The organism is Mycetocola zhujimingii, assembly GCF_003065425.1.
Classification (GTDB): domain Bacteria; phylum Actinomycetota; class Actinomycetes; order Actinomycetales; family Microbacteriaceae; genus Mycetocola_A; species Mycetocola_A zhujimingii.
Map to the genome: position 1 here is coordinate 2,490,577 of NZ_CP026949.1, position 23,544 is coordinate 2,514,120.

Consider the following 23,544-nt stretch of genomic DNA (forward strand, 5'->3'; position numbering starts at 1 on the left):
AGTGGCGTCAGGCAGGATGGAAACGTGCGAGATGTCCTCGACAGGTTTTCCCCCGCCACCCGTGAGTGGTTCAGCGGGGCGTTTGCCGAGCCCACCGGCGCCCAGATCGGTGCATGGGATGCCATCTCGCGCGGTTCCCACGCCCTCGTCGTTGCCCCGACAGGGTCGGGTAAGACGCTGTCGGCGTTTCTCTGGTCACTCGACCGGCTGATGGCAACGCCGCGGACCGACGACACAGGCACCCGCGTCCTGTACATCTCTCCGCTCAAGGCGCTCGGTGTCGACGTCGAGCGCAACCTCCGCGCACCGCTCACCGGCATTACCCAGACCGCGCTGCGCCTCGGCGCAGAGCCACCCCACATCTCGGTCGGTGTCCGCTCCGGCGACACGCCTGCCGCCGACCGCCGGTCACTCGCGAAGAACCCGCCAGACATCCTCATCACGACGCCTGAGTCGCTCTTCCTCATGCTCACCTCGGCCGCGAGAGACACCCTCCGTTCAGTCGAAACCGTGATCATCGACGAGGTCCACGCCGTTGCCGCGACCAAGCGCGGCGCGCATCTCGCGCTCTCCCTCGAACGCCTCGACGCACTCCTCGAGAAGCCGGCACAGCGCATCGGCCTGTCGGCGACGGTTCGTCCGCGCGAAGAAGTGGCACGCTTCCTCGGCGGCTCCTCGCCGGTCGAGATCGTCGCGCCGCCGGCGTCCAAACGGTTCGACCTCAGCGTCATCGTCCCCGTCGACGACATGACCGACCTCGCATCGGGCGCCCCGTTTCTTCCCGAGGGCTCAACATCCGGCGCAGTCGACGGCGAACGCACCGGCTCGATCTGGCCGCACGTCGAAGAAGCCATTGTCGACCGCATCCTCGACCACCGATCCACCATCGTCTTCGCGAACTCCCGCCGACTGGCCGAACGGCTCACCGCACGCTTCAACGAGATCTACGAAGAGCGGCTCAATCCAGAGTCCCGCGTCGAAGAAGCCCAGCCGGTCGGCACGGCCGTCGGCTCGCCTGCGCGCCCACCCGCAACGCTGATGGGCGGAAGCGGCCAGACCGAGGGCTCCGCGCCCGATGCACCACAGCTCGCCAGGGCACACCACGGGTCCGTGTCCAAAGAACAACGCGCGTTCATCGAGGATGACCTCAAGTCGGGCCGACTCCGCTGCGTCGTTGCCACCTCGAGCCTCGAACTCGGCATCGACATGGGTGAGGTTGACCTGGTCGTTCAGGTCGAGTCGCCGCCCTCGGTCGCGAGCGGCCTTCAGCGCGTCGGCCGCGCGGGGCACCAGGTCGGTGAGATCTCGCGTGGCGTGCTGTTCCCGAAGCACCGATCCGACCTCGTCAACTCGGCAGTGGCATCCGAACGGATGGTGGCGGGGCGCATCGAGTCGCTCGCCGTCCCGACGAACCCGCTCGACATTCTCGCCCAGCAGACCGTCGCGGCCACGGCACTCGAGCCCATCGGCGTCGAGGAGTGGTTCGAGCAGGTGAAGCGCAGCGCCCCGTTCTCCAGACTGCCCAGGTCCGCCTACGAAGCGACCCTCGACCTGCTGGCCGGCCGCTACCCCAGCGACGAGTTCGCCGAGCTGCGTCCACGCATCGTCTGGGATCGTGACGCCGGCACCCTCACCGGTCGCCCCCGCGCGCAGCGGCTGGCGGTGACGAGCGGAGGCACGATCCCCGACCGCGGCCTCTTCGCCGTATACATGGTGTCGAGCGACTCGACGCCGGGGTCCCGCGTCGGCGAGCTCGACGAGGAGATGGTCTACGAGTCTCGCGTCGGCGACGTCTTTGCGCTCGGCGCCACCAGCTGGAAGATCCAGGAGATCACCCACGACCGTGTGCTCGTCACGCCGGCGTTCGGCCAGCCGGGCAGGCTCCCGTTCTGGAAGGGTGACAGTCTCGGCAGGCCAGCCGAACTCGGTGAAGCGGTCGGCGCGTTCCGCCGTGAGATCGACGGGGCGAGCGAAACGGATGCCGCGGCGCGGCTGAGCGGCGCCGGTCTCGATTCACGCGCTGCAACGAACCTTGTGGCGTATCTCACCGAGCAGCGAACGGCCACCGGGCACATCCCGTCGGACAAGACGCTCGTCGTCGAACGCACGCGAGACGAACTCGGTGACTGGCGGGTCATCCTTCATTCCCCATACGGCATGCAAGTTCACGCGCCGTGGGCTCTCGCGGTGAGCGCGAGGGTGCAGGAGCGCTTCGGCCTCGACGGCGCGTCGGTCGCGAGCGATGACGGCATCATTGTGCGGATTCCCGACACCGAGGCAGAACCTCCCGGTGCCGAGCTGTTCGTCTTCGACGCCGACGAGCTCGAGGCGCTCGTCACCGAGCAGGTCGGCGGCTCCGCGCTGTTCGCGTCCCGGTTCCGCGAGTGCGCGGCCCGTGCACTGTTGCTGCCCAACTACTCGCCCGGAAAACGCGCTCCGTTGTGGCAACAGCGCCAGCGATCGGCGCAACTGCTCGATGTTGCCCGCAAGTACCCGAGCTTCCCGATCATCCTCGAAACCGTGAGGGAGTGCCTTCAAGACGCGTACGATCTTCCCGCGCTCCTCGACATCACGAAGAAGCTCGCCGGCCGCGCCATCCGTATCGTGGAAACCACCACCGATCTGCCGTCACCCTTCGCAAAGTCGCTGCTCTTCGGGTATGTCGGTGCCTTCATGTACGAGGGCGACAGCCCGATCGCCGAGCGCAAGGCTGCGGCGCTGACGATTGACAGTGCCTTGCTGGCCGAGCTGCTCGGGCAGGTGGAGCTCCGCGAGCTGCTCGACCCTGGCGTCATCGCGCGCACCGAAGCGGAGCTTCAGCGGCTGGCCGAGTCGCGCCGGGCTCGTGGCCTCGAGGGGGTTGCCGACCTGCTGCGGATGCTCGGTCCACTCACCGTCGAGGAAGTCGCGGAGCGGCTGGAACCGGTCGGCACCCCAGACGTTTCGGGTACGCGAGACGCTGTCGGCGCCGGAGACGTCGCCGTCGACGGAGACCCGGCTGACGCAGCAGAGGGATCCCGCGCTACTGACGGCGCGCCGGCATCCGCACCCGCTGACACACACGGCACTGCGGCGCCCATCGACGCGGAACGTCTCGACGCTGCTGCCGCACACCTCGAAACGCTCACCGCCACGAAGCGGGCCATTGCGGTCTCGTTCGCCGGCACGAGCTGGTTCGCAGCGATCGAGGATTCGGCACGGTTGCGCGACGCGCTCGGTGTCCCGCTGCCGATCGGCGTTCCGCTCGCGTTCATCGAGCCGGTCGCCGATCCCGTCGGCGATCTCGTCGCCCGTTTCGCACGCACCCACGGTCCGTTCACCACCCAGCAGGTGGCCGACAGGTTCGGGCTCGGCAGCGCCGTCGCGGCGCACACCCTCACCCGGCTCGCCGACGCCCGACGGGTCGTCCGCGGCGAGTTCCTCGCCACGGGCAGAGAAGCCATCGGCGATAACACTGAGTGGTGCGACAGCGAGGTCCTCCGTCGACTCCGTGTCCGTTCGCTCGCGGCGCTCAGGCACGAGGTCGAGCCTGTCGAGCAGGCTGCTTTCGCCCGGTTCCTTCCGGTCTGGCAGCAGGTCGGAAGCCGACTCCGCGGCGTCGACGGTGTTGCCGCGGTCATCGACCAGCTCGCCGGTGTCTCCCTTCCGGCATCCGCGTGGGAATCCCTCGTGCTGCCGCAACGGGTGACCGACTATTCACCGGCGATGCTCGACGAGCTGACGGCGACGGGCGAAGTCGTCTGGGCCGGCGCGGGCTCGCTCCCCGGAAACGACGGCTGGGTCACGCTGCATCTCGCGGAGACTGCACCTCTTACCCTGCCGATCCCGGCTGACGCCGACACCGACGAACTGCAGCGCGAGGTGCTCCTCGCCCTGGGTGGCGGCGGGGCGTACTTCTTCCCCCAGCTGGCGGAGGCGACCGGTGCCCGCGACGATGCGTCGCTCGTCACCGCGCTGTGGGAACTGGTCTGGGCTGGGCTGATCACCAACGACACCTTCGCGCCGCTTCGCACACTCACTGGCCACGGAAAAGGCGCACACCGAACCACCCGCGCCCAGCCCAGGTCGCGCATGTACCGCGGGCGGCCGATCCGGCCCGCCACGATGGCCACGAGGGTCGGCGCCCCGATCCTCGGCGGTCGCTGGTCGATCCTGCCGCTCGCCGAACAGGACTCCACGGTGCGCGCCGCGGCCACCGCTGAGATCCTGCTCGAACGCTACGGCGTCGTCACCCGGGGTTCCGTCATGGCCGAGGGCGTGCCAGGCGGTTTCGCCCTGACCTACCGCGTGCTGAGCGGGTTCGAAGACTCCGGCCGCGCCCGCCGGGGGTACTTCATCGACGGACTCGGAGCCGCACAGTTCTCCCTGGCGGGCACGGTCGACCGCCTCCGAACCTTCACCCGCCCCGACGACGACGAGAAGCGCGCACCGGCGGAGACTGTCACCCTCGCCGCGAGTGATCCTGCCAACCCGTACGGTGCAGCACTTCCGTGGCCGGCCCTCGAGACGAGCGGAACCAAGCACAGGCCGGGCAGAAAAGCGGGTGGCCTGGTCACGCTCGTCGACGGTGAGCTCGTCCTGTACTTCGAGCGTGGTGGCAAGACGCTTCTCGCGTTCTCCGACGACCAGGACACACTCACCGTGGCGGCGACATCCGTCGGAATGCTCGTCAAACGCGGCGCGATCGACAAGCTCTCCATCGAGAAGGTCAACGGCGAATTTCTCCTCGGCACGCCCGTCGCCGCGGCGCTGCGCGAGGCTGGCTTCAGCGAGACGCCACGGGGGCTTCGGATGCGACATGCCTGAGGGTGACACCGTCTACCGCGAAGCCTTCCATCTCAACCAGGCTTTGCAGGGCGCGACCGTGACCGGGTGGGACATCCGGGTGCCTGCGTTCGCAACCTCCGACCTCACCGGCGAACGCATCGATGGCGTCGCCAGCCGCGGCAAACACCTGCTCCACCGCGTGGGCGACTTCACCCTGCACAGCCACCTCAAGATGGAGGGATCGTGGCACCTGTACCGGCCGGGCTCCCCGTGGAAGCGCCCGGCGTTCCAGGCGCGCGCTGTTGTCACGACCGCTGACTGGGTGAGCGTTGGCTTCGACCTGGGCGTCGTTGAATTGATCCCCCGGACAGAGGAAGAAACGGTGGTTGGTTACCTCGGCCCCGATCTCCTCGGCGCCGACTGGAACTCCGATGAGGCAATCGCCAGGCTCACGGCTGCCCCAGAGGTGCCTACGGCCGTCGCGCTCCTCGACCAGCGGAACCTCGCCGGCCTCGGAAACGTCTTCGCGAATGAACTGTGCTTCCTCCGTGGAGTTCTGCCCAGCCGCCCCATTGGCGAGACGGATGTTCCGGCGCTGGTCGCACTCTCGTCCCGGCTCATTCTCGCAAACCGGGATCGCGTCGAACGAACCACGACGGGAGACGCCCGTCCCGGCCGAAAGGTCTGGGTCTACGGCCGAGCCGGCAAACCCTGCTTGCGATGCGGTACCCGCATCCGGGCGGGCAAGCTCGGCCAGGACGAACTGAGTCTGCGCGACACCTACTGGTGCCCCCGCTGCCAGTCCTGAGACGGCGTCAGACGCTGTCGACCTTCGCGAGGAATCCGGCGAGTCGGTTCAGCAGCCCCTCGATCTTCGCGGCGACCACCGCCGACGGATCCGGCTGGATCTCAGACACCGGCGGTTCGACCCGGACGTGCGCGGAGCAGTTCAGGCCAACACAGAGGTAGGTGCCTATGGTGTTGCCGTTGCGGCCGGCATCGCCCGAGCGCGGAGCCACAAACAGGGCGACGCTGTCGGCCGGTTGCGGCGTTTGGCAGAGCGAGCACATCTGGAATCTGGCACGGGAGGCAACCGGGTCGGCGCGGCGCAGCACGATGCCAACCGGCTCATCACCACGCCAGGTCACGAGGTACGCCCGCTGCGGGGCCTTCGGGTCCTGCCAGCCCAGGTAGTCGCGGCGCTCCCAGTCGAGGTGTTCCAACCCGACAGGGACCATGATGCGAAACGCCTCACCCTTGGAGCAGTTCATGAAGGACGTGCGGATGTCGATCTCGCTCAGCTCACGCATGGATCCCCTTCCGAGTGTCGCCCCTCCAGCCTACGAGCCACTCCGCGTCACCCTCAAGCGACGGGCGGAGAACCGCGACTTCCCGGAGCGTTCTCTATCCGCGTGTACGCACCCCGTCCTCTCGCGAGGTGGGCCGCGTTCCAGCGGGAGTCGCGTCCGCTGCGGACGCTCGAGCAGTCAGTTGCGCGTACATGTACATGTCGCGCGGCGTCCCATCAATTCGCTGCCACGCCCGGAGAAGTCCCTCGCGTTCGTAGCCGGCGCTTTCTGCTGCACGCCAGGATCCGCGATTCCACGGCTCGACGTAGAGCTCAAGGCGGTCCAGGTCAGGATGGTGTCGCGCCCACGACGTGAGAGTCTCAAGGGCCTCCGCCGCATACCCCTGTTGCCGCTGGGATGCCACGATCCAATAGCCGACGCTTGCGCGTGCCCCGGCACCTGCCGCGAAGAACATCCCGATGTGGCCGACGGCGCGGTCGGATGCATCGGCGATCACAAATGAGTAGCCCTCTCGCGTTCGTAACCGGTCATGTTGCCGAGCAACAAAGTCGAGAGCTTCGCGCTCACCATCCGTCGACGGCACCGTGGTGATGGACGGGATCAGTTGATCGCGGGACGCCTCCTGCACGGTTGGCACGTCTGATGCTCGCCAGGCACGCAAGCGCAACCTCGGTCCGCCGAGGAGCGGGAGTTCCATCGGGATGTCCGTCATGCCCTATGGTCCCACGCGGCTCGGGCGCTGCTTGGCCAGAAGGGGCGCGACTTCCGGTGATGGAGTAGCCGGTTGTGGCCGAGCAACGGGGATGAGCAACCGTATCTGGCCGAGCAATGTGGTGAGCAGCCGGTTGGGGCCGGGCAGTGGGGGTGGGGCGGGTGCTGCGGATGTTGTGGCCGGGGGGTTAACGAGGAAAAGCCACCCGGTGTGGGTGGCTTGGTTGCGTTGGTGTGGCTGGCTTTGACCGTCGGAAGTCGCGGTCTGTTGTGGGTTAAAGACGAAGAGCCCACCCCGGTGGGGTGGGCTCTTCTAAGTTAAGTCCGGCGGTGTCCTACTCTCCCACAGGGTCCCCCCTGCAGTACCATCGGCGCAAAGAGTCTTAGCTTCCGGGTTCGGAATGTGACCGGGCGTTTCCCTCTTGCTATGGCCGCCGAAACATCTTGTGACACTTGGTCAAAAGTTGAATCGAACAAACACATAATGTGTGTGTTCGGTTCTCGACCGTACATCGAGAACCACATAGTGGACGCTACGCATCGTGAATTTTATCGATCACGAAATTCGATTTACCTCAAAACTCATGCTCCACCACGAGGGTGGGATGATTGGTAAGTTATCGGCTTATTAGTACCGGTCAGCTCCGAGAGTCTTTAGTCCTCTCTTCCACATCCGGCCTATCAACCCAGTAGTCTAGCTGGGAGCCTCTCGCCCGAAGGCATGGAAATCTCATCTTGAGGCCGGCTTCCCGCTTAGATGCTTTCAGCGGTTATCCATCCCGAACGTAGCTAATCAGCGGTGCTCCTGGCGGAACAACTGACACACCAGAGGTTCGTCCAACCCGGTCCTCTCGTACTAGGGTCAGATCCTCTCAAATTTCCTGCGCGCGCAGCGGATAGGGACCGAACTGTCTCACGACGTTCTAAACCCAGCTCGCGTACCGCTTTAATGGGCGAACAGCCCAACCCTTGGGACCTACTCCAGCCCCAGGATGCGACGAGCCGACATCGAGGTGCCAAACCATGCCGTCGATATGGACTCTTGGGCAAGATCAGCCTGTTATCCCCGAGGTACCTTTTATCCGTTGAGCGACAGCGCTTCCACAAGCCACTGCCGGATCACTAGTCCCGACTTTCGTCCCTGCTCGACTTGTCAGTCTCACAGTCAAGCTCCCTTGTGCACTTACACTCGACATCTGATTGCCAACCAGATTGAGGGAACCTTTGGGCGCCTCCGTTACTTTTTAGGAGGCAACCGCCCCAGTTAAACTACCCACCAGGCACTGTCCCTGAACCGGATTACGGTTCGAAGTTAGATATCCAATATGACCAGAGTGGTATTTCAACAATGACTCCACCGACACTAGCGTGCCAGCTTCACAGTCTCCCACCTATCCTACACAAGCCACACCGAACACCAATACCAAGCTGTAGTAAAGGTCACGGGGTCTTTCCGTCCTGCTGCGCGTAACGAGCATCTTTACTCGTAGTGCAATTTCGCCGAGTTCGCGGTTGAGACAGCTGGGAAGTCGTTACGCCATTCGTGCAGGTCGGAACTTACCCGACAAGGAATTTCGCTACCTTAGGATGGTTATAGTTACCACCGCCGTTTACTGGGGCTTAAATTCTCAGCTTCGCCTTGCGGCTAACCGTTCCTCTTAACCTTCCAGCACCGGGCAGGCGTCAGTCCGTATACATCGTCTTGCGACTTGGCACGGACCTGTGTTTTTAGTAAACAGTCGCTTCCCACTGGTCTCTGCGGCCCTACCACGCGTCCCGGAGCAAGTCCGTTGACGTGTCAGGCCCCCTTCTCCCGAAGTTACGGGGGCATTTTGCCGAGTTCCTTAACCACGATTCTCTCGATCTCCTTGGTATTCTCTACCTGACCACCTGAGTCGGTTTGGGGTACGGGTGACTTGAACCTCGCGCCGATGCTTTTCTTGGCAGCATAGGATCATCGGATCTTGCCCTTACGGGCTCCCCTTCAGCTCTCAGCCTTATATGAGAGACGGATTTGCCTATCTCTCGGCCTACAACCTTGGCCTGGGACAACCATCGCCCAGGACCGACTACCTTCCTGCGTCACACCTGTTAATACGCTAACCGCACCAGCATAGGGTCGAGCGCTAGGCCCACCGTCTCACCCCGAAGGGATCAATCAGTGGGATTCAGACTCTTAGCATCACTGGATTAGCTTGGGCGGTTCTTCGTCAGTACGGGAATATCAACCCGTTGTCCATCGACTACGCCTGTCGGCCTCGCCTTAGGTCCCGACTTACCCAGGGCGGATTAGCCTGGCCCTGGAACCCTTGGTCTTTCGGAGGACGGGTTTCTCACCCGTCTTTCGCTACTCATGCCTGCATTCTCACTCGTGTGGCATCCACGGCTGGTTTACACCGCCGCTTCGCTCGCCACACGACGCTCTCCTACCCATCAATACGGCTGGACCACGAAGGCCTGCCTATAAATATCAATGCCACAACTTCGGTGGCGTGCTTGAGCCCCGTTAAATTGTCGGCGCGGAATCACTTGACCAGTGAGCTATTACGCACTCTTTCAAGGGTGGCTGCTTCTAAGCCAACCTCCTGGTTGTCTGTGCAACTCCACATCCTTTCCCACTTAGCACGCGCTTGGGGACCTTAGTTGGTGGTCTGGGTTGTTTCCCTCTCGACGATGAAGCTTATCCCCCACCGTCTCACTGCTGCGCTCTCACTTACCGGCATTCGGAGTTTGGCTGACGTCAGTAACCTTTTAGGGCCCATTAGCCATCCAGTAGCTCTACCTCCGGCAAGAAACACGCAACGCTGCACCTAAATGCATTTCGGAGAGAACCAGCTATCACGAAGTTTGATTGGCCTTTCACCCCTATCCACAGCTCATCCCTCAGTTTTCAACCTAAGTGGGTTCGGTCCTCCACGTGCTCTTACACACGCTTCAACCTGGCCATGGATAGATCACTTCGCTTCGGGTCTAGGACATGCGACTGAATCGCCCTATTCAGACTCGCTTTCGCTACGGATACCCCTCACGGGTTAACCTCGCCACATATCACTAACTCGCAGGCTCATTCTTCAAAAGGCACGCTGTCACCCCTACAAGGAGGCTCCAACGGTTTGTAAGCAAACGGTTTCAGGTACTATTTCACTCCCCTCCCGGGGTACTTTTCACCTTTCCCTCACGGTACTTGTTCACTATCGGTCATCTGGGAGTATTTAGGCTTATCAGGTGGTCCTGACAGATTCACACGGGATTTCTCGGGCCCCGTGATACTTGGGATACTCTTCACGCCATCACGAAATTTCGACTACGGGGTTCGCACCCTCTATGACCAGGCTTTCAATCCTGTTCGTCTATCACGCTCTGTAACGTCGCACCGGCGGCAGCCAAGTGCAGAAAAGTCCCACAACCCGAACATGCAACCCCTGCCGGGTATCACACATGCACGGTTTAGCCTCTTCCGGGTTCGCTCGCCACTACTAACGGAATCACTGTTGTTTTCTCTTCCTGTGGGTACTGAGATGTTTCACTTCCCCACGTTCCCTCTACCCGCCCTATATATTCAGGCGGGAGTCACCAGGTAACCTTGCAGCCCTGGCGGGGTTTCCCCATTCGGACACCCTCGGATCACAGCTTGTTTATCAGCTCCCCGAGGCTTATCGCAGATTACTACGTCCTTCTTCGGCTCCAGATGCCAAGGCATCCACCGTTTGCTCTTAAAAACTTGCCAATCACATGAGTTTTGAAAATCGAAAATCTATCTCGAAAAAATTGACCAATGGACTCAAACATAAATGCTTGAGTCAATTGTTGTTTTCGACTCGAACCGAAGTCCGAGTCAAAAGATGCTCGCGTCCACTGTGTAGTTCTCAAAGTACGGGCGGTACCCACCCCATCCAACAACCCGAAGGTTCCCGTTGAACAGGAGAAGGTCCAGAGGTACAGTCCGAAACACTCGAAAGCGTTTCGTTCCGGTCCCTCAGGACCCAACAGCGTGCAACATACGAACCGTGCCGGCCCGACTCTTTCCTTCCCCGGCAAAACCAGGGCGTACTCGTGTCGAATCATTACGATCCGTATCAATGTCAATGTTCCACCCATGAGCGCCAGCAGGAACGTTCGTCCCTGAACTGACTGGCCAGTGAATTCCGCTGTATACAGACGGACTGGCACGTGCTCCTTAGAAAGGAGGTGATCCAGCCGCACCTTCCGGTACGGCTACCTTGTTACGACTTAGTCCTAATTACCAATCCCACCTTAGACGGCTCCCTCCCAATAAAGGGTTAGGCCACCGGCGTCGGGTGTTACCGACTTTCATGACTTGACGGGCGGTGTGTACAAGGCCCGGGAACGTATTCACCGCAGCGTTGCTGATCTGCGATTACTAGCGACTCCGACTTCATGAGGTCGAGTTGCAGACCTCAATCCGAACTGGGACCAGCTTTTTGGGATTCGCTCCACCTCGCGGTATTGCAGCCCTTTGTACTGGCCATTGTAGCATGCGTGAAGCCCAAGACATAAGGGGCATGATGATTTGACGTCGTCCCCACCTTCCTCCGAGTTGACCCCGGCAGTATCCCATGAGTTCCCACCATTACGTGCTGGCAACATAGAACGAGGGTTGCGCTCGTTGCGGGACTTAACCCAACATCTCACGACACGAGCTGACGACAACCATGCACCACCTGTATACGAGTGTCCAAAGAGTTCACGATCTCTCGCGCGTTCTCGTATATGTCAAGCCTTGGTAAGGTTCTTCGCGTTGCATCGAATTAATCCGCATGCTCCGCCGCTTGTGCGGGCCCCCGTCAATTCCTTTGAGTTTTAGCCTTGCGGCCGTACTCCCCAGGCGGGGAACTTAATGCGTTAGCTGCGACACGGAGACCGTGGAATGGTCCCCACATCTAGTTCCCAACGTTTACGGGGTGGACTACCAGGGTATCTAAGCCTGTTTGCTCCCCACCCTTTCGCTCCTCAGCGTCAGTTACGGCCCAGAGATCTGCCTTCGCCATTGGTGTTCCTCCTGATATCTGCGCATTCCACCGCTACACCAGGAATTCCAATCTCCCCTACCGCACTCTAGTCTGCCCGTACCCACTGCAGGCTGGAGGTTGAGCCTCCAGTTTTCACAGCAGACGCGACAAACCGCCTACGAGCTCTTTACGCCCAATAATTCCGGACAACGCTTGCACCCTACGTATTACCGCGGCTGCTGGCACGTAGTTAGCCGGTGCTTTTTCTGCAGGTACCGTCACTTTCGCTTCTTCCCTGCTAAAAGAGGTTTACAACCCGAAGGCCGTCGTCCCTCACGCGGCGTTGCTGCATCAGGCTTTCGCCCATTGTGCAATATTCCCCACTGCTGCCTCCCGTAGGAGTCTGGGCCGTGTCTCAGTCCCAGTGTGGCCGGTCACCCTCTCAGGCCGGCTACCCGTCGTAGGCTTGGTGAGCCATTACCTCACCAACTACCTGATAGGCCGCGAGTCCATCCTTGACCAAAATTCTTTCCAACCACTGAAGATGCCTTCGCGGTTCGTATCCGGTATTAGACGTCGTTTCCAACGCTTATCCCAGAGTCAAGGGCAGGTTACTCACGTGTTACTCACCCGTTCGCCACTAATCCGGAGAGCAAGCTCTCCTTCATCGTTCGACTTGCATGTGTTAAGCACGCCGCCAGCGTTCGTCCTGAGCCAGGATCAAACTCTCCGTAAATGTTTAATTGCACGACCACCGAAGTGACCGGCACATTGTTTGCGGTAACGAACCGGAATAGGTTCAGAAACCGCGAGTTTGAAACTGACAGAACAAATCATTACTGACTTGCTTTGTTGTTTAAATGTTTTCCAAAGGAATCCGTAACCCAACCAGAAAAGGTCGAGTCAACGGGTATTTGGCATTTGACATTGTGCACGCTGTTGAGTTCTCAAGGATCGGATGCTCCCGCTTTTCACCCTCTCGGGCTGCTCCGCAGGGCAACTTCTCTACCTTAGCACCCTTTCTCAGCAGTTCTGACAGCATCCGAAGTGATTCGGAAGGCCAAAAGCTCGAGAGAGGAGCCAGGAATCCCACCATCAAAATAGCATCCGAAATTCGGAACATTCTGAGAGTGGGAGGTGGTCCCGCATGAGGCCGGCGAGCTAAGCTCAGCCGCACCTTTGGGGTGACGAGTAGTTACTCTACGTTGGCTTTCGTCACTCCGGCAAATTGCACGTACACGCCGGGCGTGTCGGCTCCTGACGCGGTCACACCGTGAGGACAGAACGCCGAGATCTAGGCAATCTTCGCGTCGTCGTTCTCGTCACCCCGGAGCATCCCGACCCAGCGACCGAGATACACGGCACCCGCCTCGTCGTGAATGAGCGTCGGGTGGTATCGGACCGGGTACGGAGTGTCTGGAACCCCATCGGCCGGCCGGACGTCAACGTGTGCAACGTCGAATCCGTGGGCATGCAACCAGTCAGCCATGGCGTAGTCGGTTCGAGAATCACCGAGTGTCCGCCACGACTGCGGTACCGCTCCCCCGTCCTGGGTCAGCAGATCCAGGAACTTCTGCGCCCCAAGGTCCTTGCCGAGGCGCACTGACTCAATGTCAGTCGAGATGATCGTCGGGTCGATGCGATAGGGCACCGCACCATCGGCGTCAGGGTGCCGTTCCGTGTTCCACTCGTAACCCAGGTCGAGGCGCTCGAAGACGTGAGCGGCGTCCGCGTCGAAACTCTCGCGAACCGCGGCATACTCTTCCGCCGATATGGAGGTCAGCTGCTCGACGGACACCATGGCGCGTTTGGTCTCGTCGAAGTACACCACCTCCGAGTACCGTGACTCGACGAGTTCCCGGATAGCAGCACTGTATGCATCGGGCATTGCGAGCGTGGTGTCGACGGTGATCTCGCCCATTCCCTCCGGGGTGATGCGCGTCGTCACCGCGCCCTTCTCGCACACCGCCCACACCCTGGCTGTGGCATCGAGGCCGCGTGCGAGGAGTTGAGGGACGACCTGCTCTCTGATGAATGCATCCGAGCGGCCGGTGTTGAACGCGACCGGGATACCGGCATTGGCCAACTCCACGAGATCACCAGCGATGCTCGGAATGGCGATGCTGCGGCTCACCGGGCTCGCAATCGGTCCGTCAACATCGAGCAGGAGGCCAAGAATGGGCGCGTTATCAGTCACCCGATCATTTTACGGACGGATGCTGCGGCGGGGCTGGTGTCTCCCTGGATACCAGACGACCGGTGTCGACGACGGCTGCGTATCGACCTCACAGTCCAAACGACCCACAACGTGAAACAAACAAGTACCGTCGGCGCGACGGTTGAGCTCCACCCTGAGTTGAACCACAGCAGCATCGATATCGAGTGGATGAGAAGCACACCGGCGATCCACAGGTTTTTCCCGACCACCCCGATGATCCCTGCAAGTGCGATGAAGGCGATCGCAACCCACATCATCTGAACTCTTCCCTCGATGTTCCTGGGCGTAAGCGGGCCACCAAAACTGAACTGTTTAAGTTGCGCGTCAAGGGCGAAGACCTCACCGATCAGGAACAGGGCAAAGCATCCGTAAATTGCGGCCTGCTGTTGCCATCGCCAGGGAGTCGTCGGTGTCATGTGCACGATGATGAGCCTCTGATGCGCCACGATGATTCCGGACCGGTCATGGGGCTCCTTCGCGTTGAGCCGACACTAGCGGACCCGACGTCGAGGGTCCACGATTAACCCCTCGAGCAAATGACAAAGGCCCCGACACCCTCTGATTTCAGGGGATTCGGGGCCTTCGTGGTGGCGGTGACGGTGGGATTTGAACCCACGGTGCGCTTTAGACGCACACAACTTTTCGAGAGTTGCACCTTCGGCCGCTCGGACACGTCACCGCCGTCGAGTGTAGTAGATCCTTCATGCCTGCGCGAATCGGGGCGGATGCCGCTGGGGACCTCGAGTCGGTTCTGCCCCGCTCGCGCGCGGGGACCAGTGATGTCCGACGTCGAGGTTAAGCTCTGACCATGGCTAAACCGACGTCGACATTCAAGTGCACCGAGTGCGGCTGGCAATCCGCGAAGTGGGCGGGCCGATGCGGCGAGTGCCAGCAGTGGGGAACCGTCATCGACGCCACAGCCGACGCCGGACAACGTCTTACTGCCACCACCGTCTCTGCCGACCGATCCGCTCGCCCGATCACCGAGGTGACCGAGGCCGACGTCTCACACTGGCCGACCGGGATCGATGAGTTCGACCGCGTGCTCGGCGGAGGTATCGTGCCAGGGGCCGCAATACTTCTCTCCGGCGAGCCCGGCGTCGGAAAATCCACACTCCTGCTCGAGGTCGCCGCCCGCGCCGCGAAGGCCAAGTCCCGTGTGCTCTACGTCAGCGCAGAGGAGTCGGTCAACCAGGTGAAGCTGCGGGCTCGCCGCACGGGCGCGTTGAGCGACAACCTCTTCCTCGCTGCCGAGACCGACCTCGGTGTTGTGCTGGGTCAGATCGACGCGGTGAAGCCCGAGCTCCTCATCGTCGACTCGGTTCAGACCGTGTCGAGTTCGCTGTCCGACGGCATTGCCGGGCAACCAAGCCAGGTGCGCGAAGTCGCCCAGACCCTGATCAGGGTTGCAAAAGAACGCGGGCTTCCCGTGTTGCTCGTTGGCCACGTCACGAAAGACGGCAGCATCGCAGGCCCCCGCCTGCTCGAACACCTCGTTGACGTCGTGTGCCAGTTCGAAGGCGACCGCCACACGTCACTCCGATTCGTGCGCGCGCTCAAGAATCGCTTCGGACCCACCGACGAGGTGGGGTGCTTCGAGATGACCGGCGACGGCATCGCCGAAGTGCCTGACCCGAGCACGCTCTTCCTCAGCCGCGGCATCACGGTATCCGGCACCTGCGTCACCGTATCGATGGAGGGCAAACGTGCGCTTCCGGTCGAGATTCAGGCACTGGTGCTTGAGACCAGCGCGCCGAACCCGCGGCGCGTCACCAACGGCGTCGATTCTTCCCGCGTCGCCATGCTGCTCGCCGTGCTCGACCAGCGTGCGGGGATTCGTCTCCACGACAAAGACATCTACGTTTCGACGGTGGGTGGTGTCCGACTCAACGAGCCCGGCGCAGACCTCGCCATCGCCATCGCGCTCGCATCCGCCGCGCTCGGCTACGCAGTTCCGCACAGCTTCGCCGCGTTCGGCGAAATTTCGCTCGCGGGCGAGGTGCGGCCCGTCAGCGCCGCGCGCCAGCGAACGTCGGAGGCCACTCGCCTGGGCTACCGGACGATAGTGGATGCCCGCACCGGCAGCATCCGCGAGGCACTCGACGTTGCGAAAAAGTCAGCAGGAACCCCGTTCGACCGTGAACTCGACGCGGTGTTTTAGGCCACAACGGATGCTCGGCGCGATGTGACCGATAAACCGCTGCCTAAAGGGCGAGGACGCGAAGAATTTCGTCGGGCGTCGCCTGCATCGGATGCGGCCCGGCGATGTCGAAGAAGACGGTTTCGATGTCCTGTCCGTGCGTCCGGAGGAAGGTGTGCAGCCAGGCGCCGTCCTGGAGGCCGACGAACGGGGGCAGCGCAGCCGGCTTATTGGCCGCATCGCTGAAGATCAGCAGCGCGAGGCGCCCGGTTTCCGGTTGCTTGTATGTCCACACCTCACCGGCGTCGGTCGGCTTGTCGCGCTGACCAGGCTTTACAAGGGGGACGACCATCCTGTCATTCCTGAGTGCGAAAGCGACGGCCGCCATGTCCTGCTGTTCGAGGGCTTCTGCGAGAACCTGTGACCGGAACTCCGGCTTCTTTTTCGGCATGCCTCTATCTTCGCAGGCGCGGGTCAGCCAGTGATCATGAACTGCTTGGTCTCGGCGCTCTCGAAGCCCGCGACGGAGGTTGCGAGATGGTACGACACACCGTCAGACGGAACCGGGGGACGCTCCCCGTCGCAGGTCGTCGTGCTCGATCGGGTCCTGTCCCACGCAATCGGGGTGCTCGACGCGACAGTCTGACCCGGCTCCAGCTGGACGACAGCATCCGCCGGTTCCACCTGACAATCGGTCGAGGTCCAGTAGACATCGGTACCACTGGTGATGGTGAAGACCTGCTGGCTGGTGCCCACGTTGATCGAGCAGGCGTTCTTTCCCGTGTTCGTAATCTGCAACGACAACTGGGGAAGCTCGTTTGCGCCGTAACTCCCCTGATCGGTCATGGCCTCGACGAGCACGTTCTTTTCCGAGCAATCCGTTACTTCGCCGGTCGCCTCTTCCGTCGGAGACGGCGCGGCGCTCGGTTTCGCTGACGCAGAGGCCTTCGGCGTGGGTTCGAAACCGGACGTCGACCCCGGCTTCCAGATCACAAGCACGATGATCGCAATGACGGCGAGCAACCCGGCCAGGACAAGCAGCCGTCGGCGAACGTAGACGCTTCGCTTCTCTCGTGTCTCCCGGGTGGCCATGGAATCAGGATAACCAGAGGCATCCGGAGCGCACGCAAAGACGCGCGGAGGGTCGCGATTGCGGCCCGCCGCGCGTCGATGCGCTCAAGCGCTCGTTCTACCAGCCGAGCAACCGCGCAAGCCAGCCGATGATCTTCTTGATCGCGGCGATGACCTTCTCGATCGGCGTCGGTTGCGCCGGTGGTTCATCCGGAGCAACAGTGAGAGGGATGGTCACCGTTGTCCCCGACTCCGCCGCCGTGAGAACCACGGTCGTCGGACCCGTCCCGGCAGGCACCGTGAAGGTGACCGTCGCAGCCCCGGCCGTTACCGGTGATGTAGCGACCGTCGCGCCGTTGATCACCGCGCTCACGCTGGTGTTGGCCGGGCTGCCAAGCGAGGTGAGGTCGAGCTTCGACAGGGTGAGAGTGACCGAGGAACCCGCGGAAACCGGTCCGGCAGGAATGCCGGTGACCTGAACCGAACGCCGGTCGAAGGTCGGCGAAACCGGGCTGTTCGCCGTGAGGTACGAGATCCAGGCGTCCCGGTCCACGAGACCGGAATCCCTCGTATCAGTTGCACTGGTGAAGACGTGGAAGTTGTCACCACCCTGAAGCAGGAAGCTGAACGAGCCGATGCGGTAACTGCGGCTCGGATCGATCGGCTCCCCGTTCACCGTGATGCTCGTGATGCGGTCGCCCTCCGCGCGCGCAGGGTCGAATGTGTACGTCACGTTGTTCGACAGCCCGAGCTGGAGGTACGGCCGGGTCGGCACAGCGCCCTCGGCCGTGCGCTGCCACTGCTGCTCGAGCATGACCTTGAACTGGTCGCCGGTCAGCGAGGTGGTGCCCAGGTTGTTCAGGAACGGGAGCACAGCATTCGCTTCGGCGTACGTGATGTCGCCAGCGTCCAGGTCGGCCCGCAGGCCACCGGGGTTGACGACGCCGATTTCGGCCCCGCCTCGTTCCGGCGCCGCGAGCGAATCAACGAGTGCGTCGGCCACAAAATTGCCGAGCGTGGACTCGGACGAGCGGTCATCGCGGACCCCATTGCTGAATGCCGTCGTAATCGGTGCCGTCGCGGAGCCGACGACCTGCCGGCCGATGACATCCGACTCGGCGATTGCGGATCGAACGATCCGGTCGACGACGGCCACCGCGGGGTACTGCGCAATCAGGGTTGCATCGTCTGTCGTGACGCGGGCGACGTTCTGCGCCGTATAGCTCGCCACCTCACCGGTGAGGGTATCGACCTGGAGCGTGATCTGGCCGACGAACTCGCCATAGCTGCCGGTCTGCAGGATCGGCCTGGTTCCCTCGCCACCAGGAATGGGAGCATCCCACGCGTAGCGCTTGTGGGTGTGACCGGTGAAGATCGCGTCGACCTCAGCACTCGTTTCAGTCACGATGTCGGCAAAGGCTCCGCCAGCGGCTATCTCCTCCTCGAGGGTTGCACCGTCGGGCGCGCCTGCCCCCGCACCCTCGTGGTATTCCGCGACGATGACATCGGCCTCTCCGTTGGCGTCGTCTCCATCGGAAAGCTGAGCGGTGACCCGGTTCACGGCGTCGACGGGGTCACCGAACTCGAGACCGGCTATGCCAGCGGGCAAGACGAGCGACGCGGTTTCCTCGGTGACGGCACCGACAACTCCAACCGTGACACCGTCGACCTCGAACAGCGCGTATTCCTGGAGCGCCGGTGTCGAAGTTCCCGCGTCATAGACGTTCGCCCCCAGGTACGGGAATCTCGCGTTCTGGCCGCCGTTCATCACGCGGTCGACGAGATCGTCGTAACCCTGGTCGAACTCGTGGTTACCAACGGCTGCCGCCGCGAGGCCGAGCGCGTTGAGTACATCGATCGTCGGCTGGTCCTGCAGGGCGCTCGACGCGAACAACGAGGCGCCGATATTGTCGCCGGCCGAGAGGAAGAGCGTTGACTCCGGGCCGAACTGGGCCTTGAGCTGCTCAATTGTTCCAGCGAACTTCACGGTATTGGCGTCGATCCTGCCGTGGAAGTCGTTGATGTTCAGCAGGTTCACGACGCTCGTCGGGCTGAAGTCGATGCCAACGAGCATGGGGTCGTGGTCGCTCGAACGGTAGGGGTCGGGCGAGTAGAAGTTGGTCGCGTTGTAGTTGTATCGCGAGTACTCGAGCGCGATCGACTCCACTGAATTGATGTTCCAGATATCAGCATCCGTCACCAGCGAGTTAGCGGCGGCTGACGCGAACACATAGTCCAGGGAACCGATCGCCTGGCCGAAGGTGTACGTCTCCTCACCGGTCTTCGCTCCCTGGTTGATGTAACCGGCCGCTTCGATAACGGCGATCGGGTCTTCTTTGGCATATGAGTTGAAGTCACCCACGAGGAAGACGTTGCTCGTGTCGAGCTCGCCCGATACCTCGTCAGCGAAGTCGACAAGGGCCGTGGCCTGGCGGGTGCGGTCGCCGTTGTACGCGCCCTGGCCGGTGTCGATGTTGTCACCGGTGGCCCCTGAGTCGCTCTTCGACTTGAAGTGGTTGGCAATGACCAGGAAGGTTTCGGCATCATCCCCGCCGACGGGCTTGAACGCCTGCGCGTCGGGCTCGCGGGCGTTGGTAAACGCGGGCGAGTCGAGGAGGATTCGTGTCTCACCGACCGTCTCGACGGATGCCGTCTGGTAGATGAATGCGGTTCGGATCACGTCTTCGTCTGCGGGCACATCGGCGGGTGACGGCACGAAGTTCCAGACGTCGCTCCCCGCTGACTCGTTGAGGGCGTCGACGAGGACGCTCAACGCGTAGTCACGGTCCTTGCCGATGGACGCGGAGTTCTCGATCTCTTCGAGCGAAACCACGTCAGCGTCGAGCGCGTTGATCGCAGACACGATCTTGGCCTGCTGGCGTTCGAGGTTCTCGGCGTCGGCGGCTCCACGAACGCCGCAGCCGGCGGCATCCGAATTGTTCACGGTGACCGGGTTTCCGGCGCGGTCCGTGTAGAACGTGCACCCCGAGCGGTCGGCGCCCGTGGTCGCGAAGTAGTTGAGCACGTTGAACGTTCCGAGGGTGATGTCGCCACCGACGTCTTCGGGCGCATCGGTGCGGGTGTTCTCGAAGGTCACCGGCTGGACTGTCGCAGCGTTCTCCCCGGTGAGCTGCGCGGTCGGCTGGAACGACCAGCTGTCAAACCGGTAGTCGAGTACGACAGGCGACGTGAAGGTGACCGCTGCACCGACGCGGACCGGGGCCTCGGTGGAGAGGTACGGCAGCGGGATGTTCCGGTTCGCTCCGTTGTTGGCCGACGACAGGAAGTTGGTCGTTGCGCCGTCGTCGAGAAGAACGAGCTCGGTGGCAAACCGCGCCTGGGCTGCCGCGTGCTCTGCGCTCCCGGGCAGACCGAGGACCGTCGGGTTGACCAGCGGCGTCGACGATGCGGTGAGCCCGATGGTTCCAAACCCGTTGGTGTCGTAAACGTCGGTCACCGTGTAGTCCCCGACCGGCGCCAGCAGCATCCCCTCGAATGCTTCGCGCTCGGCGGCGGTTCCCGGGTATGCCACTGCTGCGGGCACCGGCGCCGTGGCCGGATCGAGCTGTGTGAGCCCGCCTGCCTCAACGGTGAGCTGACTGAGCCCGTTGTATTCGCCAACAACGCCGGTCACTTCGACGTGCTGTCCTGTGGCAACGTCTGCGACGGTCGACGGCGAGTAGATGAAGATTCCATCGGATGCCACGTGGTCGGCGAGGTCGCCGCCTGACCCTGGCGTCTGGATGTAATAGCCGTTGAATCCACCGGTCGCGTATGCGGCAGTCACGACTCCGGTGGTCGTGACCGTTGCGCCAACCCACGGGCTCGCGTCACCGGTGCCCTGAACCTCAGCGATGCTCAGCAACTCCGGGTCGGTGGGATCGGTCGGATCAGTGGGGTCGGTGGGATCGGTCGGGTCGGTGGGGTCTGTGGGATCGGTCGGGTCGGTGGGGTCTGTACTGTCCGCGGTGCTCTGCGGCGTGATCGTAGCGGACAATGTGAAATCGCTGGCGTTGCTGTCGGTGTCTGCGAATGCCGTGCGGCCGAGCGACTTGACGTCGGTGTTCCCGGCGGGCGCGGCTGCCGCCGCCGTCTCGAACGTGTTCGAGGTGCCGTACCCGAGCAGGTCGACGACCGCGGTGTTGCCAGCGACGTTGCCGACGGGCAGCGTCACCGCTGTCGGGGTGTTCGCGAGGATGATCGTCCCGCCAGCGCCGCCCGTGTTGATGCTGCCGCTCGACGCGTCAGGGGTGGGAAGCGCGGCACCGTTGGCGCCGTTGCTCCCGCCAGCGACGAGGTAATACCCGCCAGCGCCGATGGTGCCGCTCAGCGGAAGCACACCGCTCGGCGCCGCTGCGCCCGTCGCGGACCGGTATTGCACAGACCAGCCGGACAGATCAACGGCGGCGCTTGTGGGGTTGTACAGCTCGATGAACTTCGTCGAGTACGCGGCTCCCGCGCTGCCGCCCGAAAGATACGCCTCGTTGATGACCACTCCTGACCCGTCGGGAGCGGCCGCAGCCGGGAGGGCCGAAAGCGGAGCTGCGACGAGCCCCATCAGCGATGCAAGAGCGGCGGCGCGCCAGCCGCGTTTGGACAGCAACATTGATCTCCCTGGGGTGTTTTCACGGTGATGACGCGTTCTGCGAAAGCGCCTCGTTGCGCCACCGACAGAGCAATGCGGCCAACTCCAACTCACGATAGAGCGGCTCTATTAACGCGTGATCACCGGGAAAGTAAACAGTGCGTAAAAGCTAGCGGCCCAGCGGAACCCCCCGCAAGAGGTACAACGGATGAGCAGGAGCGGGCAGATCGCTGTCAGAGCAGTTTCAGCATCCGGCTGTTACCGAGGGTGTTGGGTTTTACCCTGGCGAGGTCGAGGAACTCCGCAACACCTTCGTCAGTGGAACGGACCATCTCGGAGTAGATCGCCGGATCGATGATCTCTTCACCGATCTCACGGAATCCGTTCTTCGTAAAGAAGGGCACCTCAAAGGTGAGGCAGAAGAGCCGTCGAAGCCCCAGCTCGCGGGCGTCGTTCTCGAGCGTCTGAAGGATCGCCCGGCCGACACCGTGGCCGAGCCACTCGTTCGCGACGGCGAGGGTGCGAATCTCGCCGAGGTCCTCCCACATGACGTGCAATGCACCGCAACCGATCAGCGTGCCGTCGGCGAGCGTCGCAACACGGAACTCCTGCACCGCCTCGTAAAACACCACGCGTTCCTTGCCAAGAAGGATCCGCTCGGCAACGAGGGGCTCGATGAGCTTCTGGATCGCGGGGACATCCGACGTGCGTGCACGGCGAACCAGGTATTCGGATGCTCCTGGTTCGGTCATTCTCAAAGTTTAGTGACCTGTACTGTTTCGATATGCGCCTCGGAGTACTCGACATCGGTTCGAACACTGTCCACCTGCTCATTGTCGACGCCCACCCGGGTGCGCGACCTGTCGCGGAGGCCTCGCACAAGTCGGTTCTCCGCCTCATGCGGTACCTGGACACAGACGGTTCGATCACCGAGGAGGGCATCGTCGCGCTCGTCGCCGCGATCGGTGAAGCTGCGCGGATCGCCAAGGGGAGCAATCTGGACGAGGTGCTGCCGATGGCGACCTCCGCTATTCGCGAGGCGACCAATGGTCCTGAAGTCATCGATCTGATCGAACGGGAAACCGGATTGACGCTGCAGATCCTCAGCGGCGAAGAAGAGGCGAAGCTCACTTTCCTCGCCGTTCGCCGCTGGTACGGCTGGTCGGCCGGGAACATTCTGCTCTTCGATATCGGCGGTGGATCCTTGGAGATTGCGCTCGGTGAAAACGAGGAAGCTGACGTGGCACTGTCACTCCCCCTCGGCGCCGGACGAACGACCGTCGGCTTTCTCCACGACGACCCGCCGACCGAGGCCCAGCAGGACGCACTCAGGCGACACGCGCGAGCGGTGCTCTCCGAGGCGAAGACTGCATTCAAGGGGCTGCCAAAACCGACTCACGTCGTTGGCTCGTCAAAGACCATCCGGTCATTAGCGCGGCTCGCCGGCAGTGTCGTCGACGGCATCGGCGACGATGACCGAGCGCGACTGCGCCGCAGCCAGCTCGACGACTGGGTTCCGAGGCTCGCGCGGATTCCGGCGGCAGCACGGCCCGAACTTCCGGGCATCACCACCGATCGGACGTTCCAGATCGTGGCCGGCGGCATCGTGCTCAGCGAGGCAATGGCCACGTTCGGAGTGCGCGAGCTCGACGTGTCGCCCTGGGCAACGCGCGAGGGCGTGCTGTTGCGCTACCTCGACCACCTGAACTGAGCGTCCGGAACCTGACCTGATCCCCCGGACCTGGAACCGGGCCGGGGCCAGAACCCGTCGG

12 protein-coding genes, 1 tRNA gene and 3 rRNA genes are annotated in these 23,544 nt (G+C 62.7%); 4 read left to right on the top strand and 12 right to left on the bottom strand.

From position 1 onward, the window contains the following. Window positions 1–24 precede the first annotated feature (24 nt). Window positions 25–4,806: an Lhr family ATP-dependent helicase gene (locus C3E77_RS11925; RefSeq protein ID WP_108391833.1), complete on the top strand. Its 4,782-nt coding sequence runs from the start codon at window positions 25–27 to the stop codon at window positions 4,804–4,806. Continuing rightward, window positions 4,799–5,575 carry a DNA-formamidopyrimidine glycosylase family protein gene (locus C3E77_RS11930; RefSeq protein WP_108391834.1) on the top strand — a complete coding sequence of 259 codons (777 nt, stop codon included), beginning with the start codon at window positions 4,799–4,801 and terminating at the stop codon, window positions 5,573–5,575. The genes C3E77_RS11925 and C3E77_RS11930 overlap by 8 nt, the downstream gene beginning before the upstream one ends. A 7-nt stretch (window positions 5,576–5,582) precedes the next feature. On the opposite strand, the gene C3E77_RS11935 is transcribed toward C3E77_RS11930, so the two are convergent. The 8 genes from C3E77_RS11935 to C3E77_RS11970 all read right to left on the bottom strand — a co-directional run bounded on the left by C3E77_RS11935 (window position 5,583) and on the right by C3E77_RS11970 (window position 14,655). Beyond that, complete coding sequence (locus C3E77_RS11935; protein WP_108391835.1) at window positions 5,583–6,077, bottom strand: FBP domain-containing protein; 495 nt, start codon at window positions 6,075–6,077, stop codon at window positions 5,583–5,585. Between the two features lie 94 nt (window positions 6,078–6,171). Then, window positions 6,172–6,789: a GNAT family N-acetyltransferase gene (locus C3E77_RS11940; protein WP_108391836.1), complete on the bottom strand. Its 618-nt coding sequence runs from the start codon at window positions 6,787–6,789 to the stop codon at window positions 6,172–6,174. A gap of 321 nt (window positions 6,790–7,110) precedes the next feature. After that, window positions 7,111–7,227: ribosomal RNA gene (gene rrf, locus C3E77_RS11945) — 5S ribosomal RNA — on the bottom strand. A gap of 169 nt (window positions 7,228–7,396) precedes the next feature. Then, window positions 7,397–10,515 (bottom strand): 23S ribosomal RNA (locus C3E77_RS11950). Between the two features lie 454 nt (window positions 10,516–10,969). Further along, window positions 10,970–12,494 (bottom strand): 16S ribosomal RNA (locus C3E77_RS11955). Together the 16S, 23S and 5S rRNA genes form the textbook arrangement of a ribosomal RNA operon. Window positions 12,495–13,052: 558 nt before the next feature. Continuing rightward, window positions 13,053–13,955 (bottom strand): Cof-type HAD-IIB family hydrolase, encoded by a 903-nt coding sequence (locus C3E77_RS11960; RefSeq protein ID WP_108391837.1) that lies wholly within the window; start codon window positions 13,953–13,955, stop codon window positions 13,053–13,055. Further along, the gene (locus C3E77_RS11965) at window positions 13,952–14,392 is read right to left on the bottom strand and encodes a hypothetical protein (RefSeq protein ID WP_162924998.1); all 441 of its coding nucleotides are present in this window, start codon (window positions 14,390–14,392) and stop codon (window positions 13,952–13,954) included. Before C3E77_RS11965 ends, C3E77_RS11960 begins: the two co-directional genes overlap by 4 nt. Before the next feature lie 172 nt (window positions 14,393–14,564). Next, a tRNA-Ser gene (locus C3E77_RS11970) sits at window positions 14,565–14,655 on the bottom strand. A 129-nt stretch (window positions 14,656–14,784) separates the two neighbouring features. On the opposite strand from C3E77_RS11970, the gene radA reads away from it, so the two are divergent. Beyond that, complete coding sequence (gene radA / locus C3E77_RS11975) at window positions 14,785–16,137, top strand: DNA repair protein RadA (RefSeq protein ID WP_108391839.1); 1,353 nt, start codon at window positions 14,785–14,787, stop codon at window positions 16,135–16,137. 43 nt (window positions 16,138–16,180) lie between these two features. Here radA and C3E77_RS11980 read toward each other — a convergent pair whose 3' ends face one another. The 4 genes from C3E77_RS11980 to C3E77_RS11995 all read right to left on the bottom strand — a co-directional run bounded on the left by C3E77_RS11980 (window position 16,181) and on the right by C3E77_RS11995 (window position 22,524). Next, window positions 16,181–16,567 carry an SseB family protein gene (locus C3E77_RS11980; RefSeq protein WP_108391840.1) on the bottom strand — a complete coding sequence of 129 codons (387 nt, stop codon included), beginning with the start codon at window positions 16,565–16,567 and terminating at the stop codon, window positions 16,181–16,183. A 23-nt stretch (window positions 16,568–16,590) separates the two neighbouring features. Continuing rightward, window positions 16,591–17,208, bottom strand: a complete 618-nt coding sequence (locus tag C3E77_RS11985) for a hypothetical protein (RefSeq protein WP_108391841.1) — start codon at window positions 17,206–17,208, stop codon at window positions 16,591–16,593. 97 nt (window positions 17,209–17,305) lie between these two features. After that, entirely contained in the window at window positions 17,306–21,793 is a 4,488-nt protein-coding gene (locus C3E77_RS11990; RefSeq protein WP_108391842.1) for an ExeM/NucH family extracellular endonuclease, read from the bottom strand. A 212-nt stretch (window positions 21,794–22,005) separates the two neighbouring features. Further along, the gene (locus C3E77_RS11995) at window positions 22,006–22,524 is read right to left on the bottom strand and encodes an amino-acid N-acetyltransferase (RefSeq protein ID WP_108391843.1); all 519 of its coding nucleotides are present in this window, start codon (window positions 22,522–22,524) and stop codon (window positions 22,006–22,008) included. Window positions 22,525–22,556: 32 nt separating this feature from the next. Between C3E77_RS11995 and C3E77_RS12000 the strand changes: the two genes are divergently transcribed. After that, window positions 22,557–23,483 carry a Ppx/GppA phosphatase family protein gene (locus C3E77_RS12000; protein ID WP_108391844.1) on the top strand — a complete coding sequence of 309 codons (927 nt, stop codon included), beginning with the start codon at window positions 22,557–22,559 and terminating at the stop codon, window positions 23,481–23,483. Window positions 23,484–23,544 lie beyond the last annotated feature (61 nt).

Excerpts from the sequence above, each read along its gene's own strand:
- C3E77_RS11930 (WP_108391834.1), top strand. The coding sequence starts at position 4,799 with ATGCCTGAGGGTGACACCGTCTACCGCGAAGCCTTCCATCTCAACCAG.
- C3E77_RS11935 (WP_108391835.1), bottom strand. The coding sequence starts at position 6,077 with ATGCGTGAGCTGAGCGAGATCGACATCCGCACGTCCTTCATGAACTGC.
- C3E77_RS11940 (WP_108391836.1), bottom strand. The coding sequence starts at position 6,789 with ATGACGGACATCCCGATGGAACTCCCGCTCCTCGGCGGACCGAGGTTG.
- C3E77_RS11965 (WP_162924998.1), bottom strand. The coding sequence starts at position 14,392 with ATGACACCGACGACTCCCTGGCGATGGCAACAGCAGGCCGCAATTTAC.
- radA (WP_108391839.1), top strand. The coding sequence starts at position 14,785 with ATGGCTAAACCGACGTCGACATTCAAGTGCACCGAGTGCGGCTGGCAA.
- C3E77_RS11980 (WP_108391840.1), bottom strand. The coding sequence starts at position 16,567 with ATGCCGAAAAAGAAGCCGGAGTTCCGGTCACAGGTTCTCGCAGAAGCC.
- C3E77_RS11985 (WP_108391841.1), bottom strand. The coding sequence starts at position 17,208 with ATGGCCACCCGGGAGACACGAGAGAAGCGAAGCGTCTACGTTCGCCGA.
- C3E77_RS11990 (WP_108391842.1), bottom strand. The coding sequence starts at position 21,793 with ATGTTGCTGTCCAAACGCGGCTGGCGCGCCGCCGCTCTTGCATCGCTG.
- C3E77_RS11995 (WP_108391843.1), bottom strand. The coding sequence starts at position 22,524 with ATGACCGAACCAGGAGCATCCGAATACCTGGTTCGCCGTGCACGCACG.
- C3E77_RS12000 (WP_108391844.1), top strand. The coding sequence starts at position 22,557 with ATGCGCCTCGGAGTACTCGACATCGGTTCGAACACTGTCCACCTGCTC.